Consider the following 17,299-nt stretch of genomic DNA (forward strand, 5'->3'; position numbering starts at 1 on the left):
GCCGCTAGCAGCGCCGCCGCCCTCGTCTTCTGGAGCCGGGTTCTAAGCCCACACCCTCATCATGTCAAACCCATTTTTGCGGGAAAATCCACTTTTTAGGCAAGTGGCTGATAATGCGTCATTAATGGTGAATTTTACCTCGTTTCCATGAGCGGCCGGACGTACGGCCTTGCCTATTTCCCATATCAAAGAGCGTCATTTCCTCCAGAAAATCTAATCGCCCTTAGAAATACACATTCTGATGGTCTGAGGGCGGCCCGCTGGTAGGATATGAAGCCAGTTCGGGAGCAGGGACAACTCTGAAGCTTGTGCCCTAACTTAGGATCTCGAACAGAGCTCGATTTGACAGTCTGGCATCAAGCGGGCAGATGTATAAATGAGGCGCCGTACATCTGCTTATTAGAGAGCGGTCTGCTGCTTGGCAGGTCGGCCATCAGGGCGCTTATAGTGGGATCACTCGGGACCTATGGCAGGTGCAGCGTAAAAGATGAGTTTGGATAGGACCCTGTTGCGATCACTTGGCACTGAACCGCCCATTCTAGCGGATGGGCGGCGTGCGCCTGATCGCCGGGAAATCTCCCTTCGTTGGCTCACTGGTACCTTTTTGACTGGCATCACCTCTTCGGTCCTTATGGGGGTTGCGCTGTTTGCAGCGCTTGACGGCCGCCAGCAATTGGCCATACCGGCCGAAGCCTTTGCCTTGGCCGACCTGAAACAGCATGACAACACGTCCGATGGCGTGCGCCGGGGCGGACGATTGATCAATACGGTCATCTCCGCGAAGACCGCGAGCCGTTCCGTGCTTGATGTCTCGACGATGATCCGCAACGGCGACAAGGATGTCGTGCGCCGTCAGCCATTCACGCATCTGAAAATGCTGGTCTCGACCAGTCTCTCGACTCAAGAAAATTACCCACCTTTCGATCCGCTCAGCATCTTTGCGGGCGGCGAGCAGACGGTAACGCCGAGGACAGGGACAATCTACGGCTCTAACGTTGATTCAGAAGTAAGCCTGAAAACAATTGCGTTTCCGGCTAACGGCGTCCCCTTCAAGCTGGCGCCGGGCATGACCTCCGATGAAGTTGAGGAAAATGTCCGCTCCAACGGATCCGTGCTGACAGAAGGCACACAGCAGGTTTCGGCACTCTATTATATAGATCCCGAACGGTTCGCCGATCCCGATGGCAATCTCGATGTGAATCCTGGGCTTTCAGCACGAGTGGTCGAGCAGAACCTGAGCGTTTCGACGCCGGATCCGGTCACGCCTGAAACCGACGAATATGCCGATGACATCATTCCCGTGCGTCGTGAGCAAACCATCATTTCCGCTCTGACAGGTGCCGGTTACCCGGAAGCCAAGGCGAAGGCGATATCCGACAGCCTCAGCGAGAAGCTGGGCAGCCCTTCCTTGCAGTCCGGCGATGTTTTGCGTCTGGGCATTATCCAGCGCGGTGAGCAGGCGCGGGTCGTGCGCTTCAGCGCCTATCGCGGCGGCAAACATCTTGTGACCATGGCTGTCGACGACCAGAGCCGCCTCGTCGAAGGTACCGAGCCGCCAATGCTGGACGCTATTGCGACGGCCTTCGACGAAAACAGCCCGCCCGTTACGGCCAGCCGCGATTTGCCCAGCATCTACGATGGAATCTATCGCGCCTCGCTCTCCTACGGCTTGAGCCGAGAGTTGACTGCCCAGATTGTACGCATGCTGGCAAGCAGCGTCGATCTTCAAGCACCGCTGCGGCCGACGGATGGCTTGGAGATGTTTTATTCGGCCGCAGATGAGAGCGGCAAGGCAGCGCCGGATTCCGAACTGCTGTTCCTTCGCGCCCGCTTTGGCGATACCACGACATCGCTTTATCGTTTCCAGGACCCGTCCGACAATTCCGTCGACTACTTCGACGAAAACGGCAAGACAAACCGCCAGTTCCTCCTCCGCAACCCGGTGCCAAACGGCGTGTTCCGTTCTGGTTTTGGCATGCGGCGCCATCCGATCCTCGGCTATTCGCGCATGCATACCGGCGTCGACTGGGGCGCACCATCGGGTTCACCGATTATCGCAGCCGGCAATGGTGTCGTTGAAAAGGCCGGATGGGATTCCGGCGGTTATGGCAACCAGACGATTGTCCGCCACCCGAACGGCTATGAAAGCTCCTATAACCACCAAAGCGCCATCGCCAAGGGCGTGGTGGCCGGAGCGAAAATCCGCCAAGGTCAAGTGATCGGCTGGGTCGGAACGACAGGCGAATCCACCGGCCCGCATCTGCATTACGAAATCATCGTCAATGGCACCAAGGTCGACCCGATGAAGGTTCGCCTGCCGGATGGAAAGTCGCTCGGTGGCGATGTTCTCGCCAAATTCGAAGTCGAGCGCCAGCGCATCGACGACCTGCTGAGCAGTGCTGAGAAGAACCGGCAGGTCGCGGCAACGAACTGATCGTTTGCAAAGGCCCCAGGGGTCAGGTGGCGAAATCACTTTGACAAAGTGACGCTCGTTTGATCGCAATAAAAATTAAAAACATCGCTTGGTATAAACCACATTGATACTTCTGTTGTGTAACGACAAGAAGAAGATGGCGCTTGCTATGAAACACGACAGTTAAATATTAAGGTGATTAGCAAATTATGGTAGTTATCGGAATAGATCTTGGCACGTCCAACTCGCTGGTCGCCACATGGCGCGACGACGGTCCCCAGCCAATAGAAAATGCTTTGAACGACATCCTGACCCCGTCGGCTGTCAGCATTGGTGATGATGGCGAGATTCTTATCGGAAGGGCCGCTATCGATCGCTTGGCTACACACCCTGACCGAACTGTCGCATCTTTCAAGCGGGCGATGGGTAGCTCCCAGGTTTTTCAGGTCGGAACCTACCGCTGGCGCGCAGAGGAACTTTCGGCGCTAATTCTAAAATCGTTGCGAGAAGATGCGGAAGCCAGACTTGGACAAACTATCGATGAGGCGGTCATTTCGGTGCCCGCCTATTTCAACGATGTTCAGCGAAAGGCAACGCTCGACGCTGCAGCTCTGGCTGGCCTGCGCGTGGAGCGATTGATCAACGAGCCGACAGCGGCCGCCTTGGCCCATGGACTGGAGAATGCGCAGGAAGGCAGCTTCTTGATCCTCGACCTAGGGGGCGGAACGTTCGACGTGTCCCTCCTTGAGAAATATGACGACGTGATGGAAATTCGCGCATCGGCTGGCGACACTGCGCTTGGTGGCGACGATTTTCGCGAGGTCCTGATCAATGCTCTGATGGAAAGACATGATCTTTCGGGAGACGCCTTATCGCCTGAGGAAAAAGGGCGGATCTTTGCCGAAGCCGAGCGTGTCAAGCGGGCCCTGTCTGATAACGCTAACACGACCTATCACTTTACCACAACCGATTCGACCTATTCGGGTACCATCAGCCGGGAGCAATTCGAGGAGATCTCCCAGAGCCTGTTGCGACGTCTCAGGGCGCCAATCGACCGGGCTATTCGCGATGCCCGCATCAAGCCGGAGGAGATCGACCAGGTCGTTCTGGTTGGCGGAGCGAGCAGAATGCCGATGATCCGCGCCCTTGCAACGCGCATGTTTGGCAGATTTCCACTGCTTCATGCCAGGCCCGATCATATTGTTGGCTTAGGCGCTGCTGTGCAGGCGGCACTGAAGACGCGGCATTCGGCTCTAAAAGAAATCGTCATGACGGACGTCTGCCCCTTCACTTTGGGCACTGCTGTGCACGATCCACTTTCACCGGACGGATCAACCTATTCTCCAATCATCGAGCGCAATGCTGTCGTGCCGATCAGCCGGCTCAATCGCTATAGGACGGTGAGCAATGGACAAACCGAAATCCTGTTCCAGGTTCTTCAGGGCGAAAGCATGCGCCCGAGCCAGAATATCCGCCTCGGCGACATTCAATTCAAAATTCCGACGGGTCCTGCGGGTCATGAGGCCATCGATGTCCGCTATACCTATGACATAAATGGTGCTCTTGAAGTCGAAGCCACGGTAGTATCGACGGGGCAAACCCACCGCAAATTCTTCAGGAATCAAGACAATCTGACGGAGGAGGAGCTAGCAAAGCGGTTCGCGGCCCTCTCCTCAACGAAGCTGCTGCCGCGAGACCAACGGGAAAACCGGGCATTGATCGCTTGGGCCGAGAGACTTTACGCCGAGAGCCTCGGGGAGACCCGTGAGCAGATAAGAGCACTTCTTACCCGGTTCGAACTCGACATCCAAAATCAATCGAGCCGGCATCTGGATGCGGTTAGGCAGGATTTCGCGGCTGCCTTGACCTATCTCGAGCGCCCTCTCGTTTAAGGATCCTTCCCCTTGATACTGAATTGCTGGGCAATACTCGACATCAATCCGACGCGCGATCAACGTGAAATCAAACGGGCCTACGCCAAAAAGCTAAAGACTTGCCGTCCTGACGATGATCCGGCCGGTTTTCAGCGGCTCGTGGAAGCGCGCGACATCGCTCTTAACCTTGCCGCTTCGCCTAACTGGCCGCCGGCAACACCGGAAGAGGAGGCGGCACCCGACAATCATCGGATTGAAGGTGATGCACCTGCCTCCGATGCTCTCGACGGTAATAAGCTCAAGGCCGAATTACATCTCGATATGCCGCCTGAAGGTGACGAGCAGATATTGATGTCGGAACTTCTGAGATCTTTGGATGAATTGATCGAGACACGGAAAGATTGGATCGAGACGAACAGACTTGTCTGGAAGGCGGCATGTTGGACTGCGCTCTTTAATCGAGCGATTCCCGTCTCCTTCGAGCGGCGCAAAATCTTTCACGGCGAAATAGCGTCAAGACTGCAAACTTTCCTTCCTGCCGCCGTTGCTCGTGACAGTGACCAGTACGAAGAGTTTCAAAACGGCGAGGGTGTTGCCGCCATCGTCGAGGTCATAGAAGAGGAATGCAACTTCCTCTGGCTCGAGAGCGATTTCCGCCAGAAGGCCGGAGACATAGGCACCAGAAACTATTTCTTCTGGCTGACCGTCGCCAATTCGGCTCGCAAGGTGACGGAGAGACGCCAAGTGGGTCGGCAGGCCTATAGCGATCCCCAAACACGCTTGCCGATCTTTATGAAAGACGACCTGGCTGCGCTACTGGACGATAAGGCAACCGCGAAATTCGTCGAGAGAAGCTTTCAGAACAGGAAATGGAGCCGGAGCTTTAGCTGGATCAGCTTGCTTTTTCCCGCAAGCCATTTCTTCGGAGCCGGCATTCAAGCGGAAGCATATGCGATATTGCTCACAACCTTGCTGGTGACCGGCGCTATCGTCCTTTTACCGAACATGCCGCTCTATGCGGAAGCATTTCTGGGCTGCCTTCTGATCGCTGCCAGACTATATGCAGGCACTGCATTTTTCCCCAGCAAGGTAAAATCCTGGACGAGACATGTCGGCGCTGCCGACAGAAAAGGCCTGATTATTCCATCGGAACGGCACCGGTTTCTGGAGGGCCGCCGTCATGGTTCCAATCTTGGGCACGTGATGAAGGCTGTTGAGGTCGTTTGCATTGTCGTTCTCTTGGTGCAACTCGCCTTTCTACCAGGGAAATTTGTCGGGCTCCAATATCGAGATACAAGAGCGGATGAAATCATTCGCACCCATGTTCTAAAAGTGCTGGAAACCGTAGCCTCAAAACGCGATACGAACACCGAGGACTTCTTGAAGTTTCTCGAAGCCCTCGATACCGCGCGCGAAACTTTGAGGGCAATGCCGGAAGGGCGGTCGACAAAGATCGATGACATTGCCATACCACAGCAGTTCTCCATCACGCTCAAACTTGCAGAAACGGCCAAAAGTCTTCGCGCCTTCGGACAGAGCGACGGCAATCTTCTCCCTGGACTCGAGAGAGGGCCGAAGCTCTCACTTATTGCCGAGCAGTATCGAGCAGCCAATCTTGAACAGCGAGAGTCGATCGAACGGACCCTGCTGCAATGGCGCGCCGCTCTTACGGCAGTTAAGGACGATCCCTCTTTGGAAACGGCGATCTGGGCATTGATGCCACCGCGGAACCTCGCCAACAACATTCTTGATCCGGCGGAGAGCATCAAGAATCATCTTATCCTGAAATTTCTCGACAACAGCATATCCGCGGAACTACGAGGTTCGGAACTTCATCCCCAGCTAGTCCTTAATGCCTTGAAAGAACTACTGGAAATTCCAAATAAAGAATGGCTGACAGCCATTGATACGAGCGACCGTAAACAGGTTCTATACATACCCGATCTCTCTCATGTTCCCAAGCAGGCGCTTCTTCCTTTGAACGTAGCGCTCGCCGAAAAGATTGAAGCCGGATATCTGCCCCCCGCAAAGCCCGGTACACTCAATATATGGTCGACCGAAGCAGGCAATTGGATCGGATTACTGAATTCAATCAAAACATGCTTACGACTGCCGTTGCAGGACAGTGCAGACCAGTCGCTCAACAGACTGCGCGAAAAACTGCAGGATTCCGCCTTATCCAGCCACCTCACGGAGCCCGCTACCTGGGCAGCGATTGGTCATAGCCTTGAGGAAATTCCCGATTGCCAACGCGCTGTTGGTGTCACGCGCCTTCTGAGCGGAAAAGGCCAACTCGGCGGCGCCGCGATCAGCACAGTATATGAAGCTCTTCGAAAAGCATTGATGGCCAGAGACTTTACCACAGCGAGAGAACTGTCCGTCTTCATCGATACAGCGGAAGCCAAGAATACAAGCGGATGGTCAGCCGGCGGTGGCTTGATAAATTTTGCTCTTGCTCGCGAGCGCCTCGCATCTCATGACCCGTTCCATGCCATCGCCTATCTCGAAGACCCCAATTTAGCTTCGACCTTCACCCACTGTCAGGGTGTTTGGGCGCTCAAAGGCTACGCGTTGGAAATGCTGAACCGGAAAGAGGATGCGATCAGCGCCTTCGAGACGGACGTAATGTCGTCTCAAGCATGCTTTCCTCTAATAGACAAAGATCTTTCAAAAGTGGCGATAAACAACGAGCTGGCGAGGCTTAAAGCTCAATAGTAGGCAAAAACCGCCAGAAACAGCGTCCTGAATGCGATGCCGCATCAGACGACAAATGAGGTGCAATTAAATTCAACAGTGCCGACCGCGAAGTTGATCGGGGCAAGGATTTTAAATCCTCGCCCCGATGTATCACTTACGCCGCCGCCTGATCCACAGGCGTGATCGGCTTGATCAGCAGCCGATCCGAACCGGCAGAGATCTTCACGTCGGTCCCGTCGAGCACTTCGCCGGACAGGATTTGCTCCGCCAGAGGATCCTGCAGGTATTTCTGGATCACCCGCTTCAACGGCCTTGCACCATACACGGGATCATAGCCCTTGTTGGCGAGCCAATCGCGGGCATCTTCGCCGAGATCGACGGTGATCTTTCGTTCTGCAAGAAGGGCCAGCAGCCGCTGCATCTGGATTGCCACGATCGCGCCCATCTCGCTGCGCCGCAGGCGGTGGAACAGGATGATCTCGTCGACGCGGTTGAGGAATTCCGGCCGGAACGAAGCCCGGACGACATCCATCACCTGATCGCGGACGCTATCGACGTCTTCATTCTCGCCAAGTGCGGTCAAATATTCCGCTCCGAGATTGGAGGTCATGATGATGATCGTGTTCTTGAAGTCCACCGTGCGACCCTGGCCATCAGTCAGACGGCCGTCATCCAAAACCTGCAATAGCACGTTGAAGACGTCGGGATGCGCCTTTTCGATCTCATCGAACAGGACGACCTGATAGGGCTTGCGCCGTACCGACTCCGTCAGAGCGCCGCCTTCCTCGTAGCCGACATAGCCCGGAGGAGCACCGATCAGCCGGGATACGGAATGTTTTTCCATATATTCCGACATGTCGAGCCGCACCATTGCCGTCTCGTCATCGAAAAGGAAGCGGGCGAGCGACTTAGTAAGCTCTGTCTTACCGACACCTGTCGGGCCGAGGAAGATGAACGAGCCGATCGGCCGATTTGGGTCCTGCAGACCGGCACGCGAGCGACGCACGGCCCTCGATACCGCCTGTACCGCATCGCCTTGGCCAACGACGGATTTACCCAGTTCGTCTTCCATGCGCAGCAGCTTTTCGCGCTCGCCTTGCAACATTCGATCTACGGGAATGCCGGTCCAGCGAGAGACGATATGGGCGATATTGTCTGGCGTCACCACTTCCTGCACCATGCTGGCCGCGCCGGACGCGTCTTTGGCTTCTGCATCGGCAAGCTGCTTTTCCAGGCCTGGTATTACGCCATAGGCCAGTTCGCCGGCGCGCTGAAACTCACCCTTGCGCTGGGCAATGGCCAGATCGTTGCGGGCCTCGTCAAGCTGGCGCTTCAGATCGGCGGCCAGACCGAGCTTCTGCTTTTCCGACTGCCAACGGGCGGTCAGCGCATCGGCTTCTTCTTCAAGTGAAGCCAATTCGCTTTCCAGCCGCTTCAACCGGTCGGCGGAGGCAACGTCGGTTTCCTTCTTCAAGGCTTCCCGCTCGATCTTCAGCTGGATAATGCGGCGGTCGAGCTCATCGAGCTCCTCCGGTTTCGAATCCACCTGCATTCTGAGGCGAGACGCAGCTTCGTCCATCAGGTCGATTGCCTTGTCTGGCAGAAACCGGTCGGTGATGTAGCGGTTAGAAAGTGTTGCAGCCGCAACGATCGCGGAGTCTGCAACCCGCACCTTGTGATGCTGCTCGTATTTTTCTTTAAGACCGCGCAGGATGGAAATCGTATCTTCCACCGTCGGCTCGTCGACCATGACAGGTTGGAACCGCCGGGCAAGGGCCGGATCTTTTTCGACATGCTTGCGATATTCATCCAGCGTCGTCGCACCAACGCAGTGCAATTCTCCGCGTGCCAAGGCCGGCTTCAGCAGGTTGGATGCATCCATGGCACCATCACTCTTGCCGGCACCGACAAGTGTGTGCATCTCATCGATAAATAGGATGATTTCGCCTTCGTCGGCCTGAACCTCATTCAGCACCGCCTTCAAGCGCTCTTCGAATTCACCGCGATATTTTGCGCCGGCAATCAGCGAGCCCATGTCGAGTGCCATGAGCTTCTTGTCTTTCAAACTTTCCGGCACGTCGCCATTGACGATCCGAATTGCCAAACCTTCGGCAATCGCCGTCTTGCCGACGCCGGGTTCACCGATCAGGACGGGATTGTTCTTGGTGCGGCGCGACAGGACCTGCATAGTGCGGCGAATTTCATCGTCGCGGCCAATGACAGGATCAAGCCGACCTTCGCGGGCTTCGGCAGTCAGGTCGCGAGCGTATTTCTTCAGGGCGTCGAAACCCTGTTCGGCATTGGCCGTATCAGCCGTGCGGCCCTTGCGAACATCGTTGATCACCTGATTGAGGCCTGCAGCCGTCACGCCACCCTTCTTCAGGCTGGCCGACGTGGAGGCGGAGCTCTCCACGGCCAGCGCCAGCAAAAGGCGCTCGACCGTTACAAAGCTGTCGCCAGCCTTTTTTGCGGCATCTTCGGCCGTCGAAAATACCCGCGCCAGGGGCTGCGCCAGATAGACCTGGCCATTGCCACCGGACACTTTCGGCAACTTGGCAAGGGCCGCATCATTGGCAATCCGCACTTCCTTGGGATCGCCACCCGCGCGGCTGATCAGCGACGAGGCCATGCCTTGGTCGTCGTCCAGCAGGACTTTCAACACGTGTTCAGGGGTAAATTGCTGGTGGCCTTCCGACAGCGCATGGGTTTGCGCAGATTGCAGGAAGCCACGGACGCGCTCGGAATATTTCTCAACGTTCATCTTACTCTCCAGTCTCCAGACCGCCCATCAAGGCACGGCATGGGTTTTGAGGATAAGGCCCCCTATGCGGCAGGCCCGGCGATTGGAACTATCTTTTTATCGATATGGTCAATCTGTAGCCCAGATATGGGGAGGCATTTTTCCTCTTTAAAGAGCAGGTTAGCCGAAAAATATTGGCTTTTATTGATGAATCGCAAGGCAAAGGAAAACCCCTGCCGCGTAATCGCGACAGGGGTTGAAATAACTCTCTGGCATTCGAGATCCCGGCTTAAGCCGGGTTCGAATTCTTATTCGGAAACGGTGTCTACCAGGGCTGGGGCATCGCCGTCATCGCTCTTGGCGCGACCCTTTGCCTTGCCTTCGCTAACCGGGGCCTTGCCTTCGCTGACCGGGGTCTCACCACCTTCTGCAGCCCCCTCTTCCGCCGTGCGACGCGGACGGCGCGGACGAGCAGTCGGCGTGCGGCGGCGGGTCTGGCGCTCGGATGGCTTTGCATTGGCCTGCTGGGCGCTTTCCTCAGCGGCAAATTCAGCCTCGACAGGCGTATGCTCGATTACCGGCTGCGGACCGCTACCGGCAATATCAAGTTCGGGCTGCGGCTGAGCCACTGGCTGTGGCCGACGCTCCTGATGGGGGCGTTCCTGACGACGATCCTGACGCTCAGGCCGTTCCTGACGCTCAGCCCGTTCCTGGCGTTCGGGACGTTCCTGGCGTTCAGGGCGCTCGGCACGCTCCGGACGTTCAGCCCGCTCCTGCTGGACGCGAGGCTGAGCAGCCTGAATGTCCGGCTGCGGCTGGAAGCCACGATCCATACCGCCATCATTGTCGTCCATATCCATGTCCGACACGTCGCGATCATTGTAGTCGCGGTCGTCGCGATTAACGCGCTCCTGCATCTGCGCCTGGGCGGCGGCAATGATGCGGTTATAATGCTCGGCATGCTGAAGATAGTTTTCGGCCATGACCCGGTCGCCGGAGCTTTGGGAATCACGGGCCAGCGCCATGTACTTCTCAGCGATATGCTGCGCCGTGCCGCGGATCTTCACGTCCGGCCCTGAACTGTCATAGGTCCGGGTCAGCGGGTTGGAGCCCTTCCGGTTAAAACCGTTGTTATTACCGTTATTGCTGCCGCCATTGCTACGCCCCCGACTGCGCTTGTTTTGCTGTCCTGGCCTCATCGATTACTCACCTGATTTCTGTCTTGCTGATATGAGGGCGACGCGGCCCGTTCGTTAATCGAACCGGGGCTCAACGCGCTGCGGGGCATACTGCGCCAATGCAACATACGGCCGCTGGTGAACATTGCAGCTGCCTACGCCTGAAACCAAGACAAGCGGGTCTGCCGCAACTCATTAAAGTCCTGCACAATTTTGCCCCTTAAACCGGTAGAGGCTTAAGGAATCAAGCAGTAAATTATCTGATCCACGCACCAGGACTAATTTGCGCCGCGAACTTTTCCTTGCAAAGGCTTAGTCGCGGTCGCTCCAGGGTCAAACGAATCCTTGTTCATTCCCAGCTGCCCGATGCGTGACCGCAACCTATCCCGCTTCCTTATGAAATCCAAGCCCTTTCTTTGCGTTGCAGAAAGTTCCTTGGCAGGCGCTTCAACGTGTTGATAGGGATTTGACAAACAGCAAAACACGATCGTTTCCGCCGTAATCCTTCGCGTCCTCTAACAGGAGAAAGCCTTGATCGACGAAAAGTTCCGTCACGGAACGCGCCTGATCATAGCCGATCTCAACCCCAACAATGCCCTCCTCCTCAAGGAAAGCCTCCGCTCCGCTCGCGATCGCCCGGTATGCGTCAAGACCGTCAATACCACCATCGAGCGCCGCCATCGGATCGAAATGCTTTACATCAGGCGCAAGATCTTCGATCACTGAACGCACGATATAAGGTGGGTTCGACAGGATCATGTCGAAGCGTGTGGATAAGCGCTCGAACCAGTTGCTTTCCAGCGTCTGAAACCGGTCAGCAAGACCATTTGCCTCGGCATTTCCCCGCGCCACGGCAAGCGCATCTGCGGAAATATCGGTCGCCAAAGCCGTGGCTGCAGGACATTCCTGCAGCAGAGCCAGCGCGATCGCTCCGGTTCCCGTACCAAGGTCCAGCAGCCGTGCATTGCCTTTTTTTGAAATGATCTCAGCGAGATACGGCAAAGCGCGTTCGACGAGAACTTCGGTATCGGGACGCGGCTCAAGCGTTGCGGGAGACAAAGCAAGATCAAGCCCGAAAAACGCCCGCTTGCCGAGAATGCGATGCACCGGCTCAAAGGCTAGCCGCCGCTCAACCGCAGCTTCGATCCGGCCAAGTTCCTCGGCGCTCAACATCCGGTCGCTCCCGGCGATAAGCTGAGTGGCGCTCAACCCCAGGAGACCGGCGATCAGTATGCGGGCATCCCCAGCCGGATCGGCTATTGCGGCGGTTGCAAACCGGCTTCGCGCAGTGGCGAGTGCCTGGCTCAGCGTCACCGCAGAAGCGCTCATGCCTGCTCGCCAAGCTGGGCCAGTTGACCGGCCTGATAGTCGGCAATGAGCGCATCGACCACTTCATCGATTTCACCGACCATCATCCGGTCAAGCTTGTAGAGCGTCAGGTTGATGCGATGATCTGTCACACGTCCCTGCGGAAAATTGTAGGTGCGAATCCGCTCGGAACGGTCACCCGAGCCAACCTGGCTCTTGCGGTCTGCCGACCGCTCGCTGTCGGCACGCTGCCGCTCGATGTCGAACAGGCGCGAGCGCAGCACCTGCATGGCCTTGGCGCGGTTCTGATGCTGCGACTTTTCCGAACTGGTGACGATCAGGCCGGTGGGAAGATGGGTGATTCGCACAGCCGAGTCGGTCGTATTGACATGCTGGCCGCCGGCGCCGGACGAACGCATCGTATCGATGCGGATGTCTTCGGCGCGAATTTCAATATCGATTTCTTCCGCTTCCGGCAGCACCGCCACCGTTGCTGCCGAGGTGTGAATGCGGCCCTGGGTTTCCGTATCCGGCACCCGCTGCACGCGATGCACGCCAGATTCGAATTTCAGCTTGGAGAAAACGCCGCGACCGCTGACGGTGGCAATAATTTCCTTATAGCCGCCGACTTCACCTTCGCTGGCCGAGAGAACCTCGACCTTCCAGCCCTTCGATGCCGCGAAGCGCTCGTACATGCGAAACAAATCACCAGCAAACAACGCCGCCTCCGACCCGCCCGTACCGGCACGGATTTCCAGGATCGCGCTTTTCTCGTCGGCGGCGTCCTTGGGCAGAAGCTGGATCTGGATTTCCTTTTCCAGGCCCTCCAGCCGCGCCTCAACGTCAGGCAGTTCCATTTCCGCGAGCTCGCGCATGTCGCGGTCGGTTGCCTTGTCGGCAAGCAGTGCCTTCAGGTCAGCCACTTCCTTTTCCGCCTGCACCAGTTCGCGGATGGCTTTGACCACCGGCTGCAGCTCGGAATATTCGGAAGCAAGCTTGACATAGACGTCGGCAGCCGGCCCGGCGGACATGCGCGCCTCGATCTCGCCAAACCGGCGCTCAAGTTCGCGCATTTTATCGACAGGAAGCTTCGCCACCCTTTACCTCTTATTATCAGTCAATTTTCAGAGCGGAACGCCATTCTGCTCGGCAAACCGGGTGAGGAAGGCCCGGATCGGTTCACTCGGCCGGTTATCATCCAGAAGAGCATTCAGCTCTTCCGAAAGCTTGCCAACATCCAGCTGCAACAGCATCGCCTTGATCGGCCCGATCGATGTCGGCGACATCGACACCGAGCGGAAGCCGATAGCAAACAGCGCCATTGAAGACAATGGCTTGCCGGCCATCTCGCCGCACAGCGTCAGCGGCGTGTCATGCTTGTCGGCAGCGCGGACGATGTCGCGCAAAATGCGCAGGAACGGCCGTCCCAGAATATCGAAGCGGTCGGAAACCCGGGCATTGCCCCGGTCAACCGCCATGGAAAACTGGAAAAGGTCATTGGAACCGACAGAGACAAAGTCGACTTCCTGCATCAGCTCGTCGAGCTGCCACATCAGCGCCGGCACTTCCAGCATCACGCCGAATTGCAGGCGACGCGGCAGGCCGTGGCCGAATTTCGAGATATGCTGCACTTCCTTCTGCAGCAATTCGCGGGCAGCGCGGATTTCCGAGACCTCCGTCACCATCGGCAACATCATCTTCAGTTCACCGCCAGCAGCCGCCTTCAACAGCGCCCGCATCTGGGTGCGCAGCAGGCCAGGCCGATCGAGCGACAGCCGGATGGCGCGCCAGCCAAGCGCCGGGTTTTCCTCTTCATGGCTACGGAAATAGGGCAGCACCTTATCGCCGCCGATATCCAGCGTGCGGAAGGTCACTGGCAAGCCCTTGGCCTGCTTCAAAACGTTGCGATAAAGCGCTTCCTGCTCGTCGGCCTTTGGCATGGTCGAGGCGATCATGAATTGCAGCTCAGTGCGGAACAGGCCAATGCCTTCAGCGCCCGAATCGGCAAGCTGCGGCAGATCGACCATCAGCCCGGCATTCATCTGCAGCTTGATTCGCTGACCGTCCTTGCTGAGCGGCTCGACATCGCGCAGCGCCCGGAACTGTTCCTGGCGCCGAGCCCTGAGCTTGACCTTTTCCTCATAGGCCTTCTGCAGGTCAGCCATTGGCCGCACATGCACCTTGCCGTCGTCACCATCGATAATGACGGCGTCGCCATTTTCCGCTAGCGCCACGGCACCGGCTGCCTGACCGACAACGGCAATGCCCATGGCACGCGCGACGATCACCACATGGCTGGTCACCGCCCCATCTTCCAGCACAAGGCCGCGAATGTTCTGACGCGGATAGTCGAGCAGTTCGGCTGCCCCCATAGCACGGGCGAAAATGATCGCATCATTCGGGAAACCATCCGAACTACTGCCGGAAAAGCCTGTCAACTGACGCAACAGCCGATTAGCGAGATCGTCGAAATCATGCATGCGCTCGCGCATATAGGGATCGGTCAGGCGCATCATTCGCGCCTTGGTGTCGCTCTGCACTTTTTCGACCGCCGCTTCTGCCGTCAGACCGTTGCGGATCGCCTCTTCCATGCGCCGCACCCAGCCCTGGTCATGGGCGAACATCCGGTAGGTCTCGAGCACTTCGCGGTGCTCACCCTCCATCGCCACTTCGCGGCGCGACAGCATGTCGTCGATGGAAATGCGCAGCGAGCCGAGCGATTCGGCCATGCGCTTCAGCTCGGTCTCGGTATCCTCGTTCAGAAGATTGGTGACGACGATGCGCGGCTCATGCAGCACGACATGGCCAAGGCCAATGCCTTCGCTATAGCTGTCGCCATCAATGGTCACGGCCCGCGTCAGGTCCAGTTCCAGACCCGGCCGGGTGATCTTCTTCAAATCGCCGGTGGCAATCATTTCGGCCAGCACCATGGCCGTGGTTTCAAGCGCTTCAAGCTCGTCTTCCCGATAATTCCGTTGCGCCTTGTTCTGGACGACAAGAACGCCAAGACTGCGGCCAGCCCGCAAAATCGGCACGCCGAGGAAGGAATGATAAATTTCTTCCCCCGTTTCAGGCAAATAACGGAAAGCCGGATGCGCCTGCGCATCGGAAAGATTGAGCGGTTGGGCAGAGGCTGCGATGGTGCCGACCAGGCCCTGTCCCATTTTCAGCTGCGCCAGATGCACTGCGTCGGGATTGAGACCCTCGGTCGCATAAAGTTCCAGCACGCCATCGGAGCGCAGGACATATACGGAGCAGACTTCGGCGACCATATTGCTCGCGATCTGGCGAGTGATACGGTCAAGACGCTCCTGAGGCTCAAGAGGCTCCGCCATCAATTCGCGAAGCCGCTTGAGGAGGACGCGCGGACCCGCAGAAAGGTCTCTCATCGCGTGCATACTCCCGATAATGCCGAACCGAAGGCGAAATGCCGACGGTCATACTGATCAAGGGTGGCAAATTCCCACCCGTTGATCAAGCCTTATCGAGACCGTAGCAAGAATGCAAAGTGCGAACCGCCAATTCGGCATAAGGACCGTCGATCAGGATGGAAATCTTGATCTCAGACGTGGTGATCGCCTTGATATTGATGCCTTTTTCAGCAAGTGCCCGGAAAGCGGTCGCAGCGACGCCAGCATGGCTGCGCATGCCGATGCCGATGACGGACACCTTGACCAGGCCCTTTTCGCTCTGCAGCACGTCGAAGCCGATCGTCTCCTGGTTGTCGGAGAGAACTTTGAGGGCCTTGTCCACGTCACCAGAGGGGACCGTGAAGGTCATATCGGTCTTGGAACCGTCTTCAGAAATATTCTGGACGATCATGTCGACGTTGATATGCGATTCGGCCATCGGCCCGAAAATCGCCGCAGACACGCCGGGACGATCGGCCAGCCGGCGCAGCGAAATCTGGGCTTCGTCCTTGGCATAGGCAATGCCAGTCACAACTTCCTGTTCCACGATCTCTTCCTCATCGCAAATCAACGTTCCGGGCGGATTTAAGACATCACCCATGCCCGGAGCATCGGGATCTTCAAAGCTTGAGCGCACGAACGTGCGCACCTTATGCACCATAGCCAGCTCGACGGAACGCACCTGCAGCACCTTGGCGCCGAGCGAGGCCATTTCAAGCATTTCTTCGAAGGCGACCTTCTTCAGGCGACGTGCCTTCGGTTCGATGCGCGGGTCCGTGGTATAGACGCCGTCGACGTCGGTATAAATGTCGCAGCGGTCGGCCTTGACGCCGGCGGCAATCGCCACGGCGGATGTGTCGGAACCGCCGCGCCCGAGCGTCGCGATCCGGTTGTCGGGACCGATACCCTGGAAGCCGGCAACGACGGCCACCTGGCCTTCGCCCATGCGGCGGATTATTTCGGACCCGTCGATTTCCTGGATGCGGGCGGCACCATGGGCATTGTCGGTCTTGATGGCGATCTGCCAGCCCTGCCAGGAGCGTGCATTGATGCCGAGCGACTGCAGCGCGATAGCCAGCAGGCCTGAGGTAACCTGCTCGCCCGAGGCCACGATAGCGTCATATTCGCGCGCATCATAGAAAGGCGATGCGGCGCCAGCCACCTTTGGCATATTCTGGACCCAGTCGACGAGCTCATTCGTCTTGCCAGACATGGCCGAGACCACGACGGCAACCTCGTGGCCAGCATCGACTTCGCGCTTCACATGCCGCGCGACGTTGTGAATGCGTTCAAGATTGGCGACGGACGTTCCGCCGAATTTCATCACAATGCGCGCCATGGCCTGACCGTTTCGACCTCAAACCTGTGCCGGATATGTCCGGCAAAAACCAATCCCGCATCTTGCAGACGCGGCTGGCGGGCTTTTAGACAATTCGGGGCAAAGGCGCAACGGCAAGTTCGCCCCATACGGTACGCCTGAGAAAGAGGCGCACCGCAAACGTTTTTGTCATGTTTTTAGGATACCGCATTCAGCCATAATTCAGTACAGACCTGCAAAGTCAGAATAATGCCGCATAAATCCTCATATCGAAACTCGACCTGCGGATTTATGCGGCATCTGGAAATATGCGAACGGCATCCCTATCGCAGTTGCGGAAGGCGAGCCGGAGCAGGAACCG

General features: G+C 57.3%; 9 protein-coding genes. 3 read left to right on the forward strand and 6 right to left on the reverse strand.

Translation table 11 applies throughout. From position 1 onward, the window contains the following. Window positions 1-487: 487 nt before the first annotated feature. The 3 genes from BJF91_RS16880 to BJF91_RS16890 all read left to right on the forward strand — a co-directional run bounded on the left by BJF91_RS16880 (window position 488) and on the right by BJF91_RS16890 (window position 7,002). Complete coding sequence (locus BJF91_RS16880) at window positions 488-2,434, forward strand: M23 family metallopeptidase (protein ID WP_075615723.1); 1,947 nt, start codon at window positions 488-490, stop codon at window positions 2,432-2,434. Between the two features lie 188 nt (window positions 2,435-2,622). Beyond that, window positions 2,623-4,305, forward strand: a complete 1,683-nt coding sequence (locus tag BJF91_RS16885) for a molecular chaperone HscC (protein ID WP_075615724.1) — start codon at window positions 2,623-2,625, stop codon at window positions 4,303-4,305. Between the two features lie 12 nt (window positions 4,306-4,317). Then, complete coding sequence (locus tag BJF91_RS16890) at window positions 4,318-7,002, forward strand: J domain-containing protein (protein ID WP_075615725.1); 2,685 nt, start codon at window positions 4,318-4,320, stop codon at window positions 7,000-7,002. A 136-nt stretch (window positions 7,003-7,138) separates the two neighbouring features. On the opposite strand, the gene clpB is transcribed toward BJF91_RS16890, so the two are convergent. The 6 genes from clpB to BJF91_RS16920 form a co-directional block, all read right to left on the reverse strand. Next, on the reverse strand, window positions 7,139-9,745 hold the full coding sequence (clpB, locus tag BJF91_RS16895) for an ATP-dependent chaperone ClpB (protein ID WP_075615726.1): 2,607 nt from the start codon (window positions 9,743-9,745) through the stop codon (window positions 7,139-7,141). 287 nt (window positions 9,746-10,032) lie between these two features. Continuing rightward, entirely contained in the window at window positions 10,033-10,923 is an 891-nt protein-coding gene (locus BJF91_RS16900; RefSeq protein ID WP_075615727.1) for a DUF4167 domain-containing protein, read from the reverse strand. Between the two features lie 426 nt (window positions 10,924-11,349). After that, complete coding sequence (gene prmC / locus BJF91_RS16905; RefSeq protein WP_075615728.1) at window positions 11,350-12,231, reverse strand: peptide chain release factor N(5)-glutamine methyltransferase; 882 nt, start codon at window positions 12,229-12,231, stop codon at window positions 11,350-11,352. Then, window positions 12,228-13,307 (reverse strand): peptide chain release factor 1, encoded by a 1,080-nt coding sequence (gene prfA, locus BJF91_RS16910; RefSeq protein ID WP_075615729.1) that lies wholly within the window; start codon window positions 13,305-13,307, stop codon window positions 12,228-12,230. Before prfA ends, prmC begins: the two co-directional genes overlap by 4 nt. A gap of 27 nt (window positions 13,308-13,334) precedes the next feature. Then, window positions 13,335-15,599, reverse strand: coding sequence for a phosphoenolpyruvate--protein phosphotransferase (ptsP, locus tag BJF91_RS16915; RefSeq protein ID WP_075615730.1), 2,265 nt, complete (start codon window positions 15,597-15,599; stop codon window positions 13,335-13,337). 85 nt (window positions 15,600-15,684) lie between these two features. Further along, window positions 15,685-16,959, reverse strand: coding sequence for an aspartate kinase (locus BJF91_RS16920; protein WP_075615731.1), 1,275 nt, complete (start codon window positions 16,957-16,959; stop codon window positions 15,685-15,687). Between the last annotated feature and the right edge of the window lie 340 nt (window positions 16,960-17,299).

The organism is Gillisella taibaishanensis, assembly GCF_001938985.1.
Classification (GTDB): Bacteria; Pseudomonadota; Alphaproteobacteria; order Rhizobiales; family Rhizobiaceae; genus Allorhizobium; species Allorhizobium taibaishanense.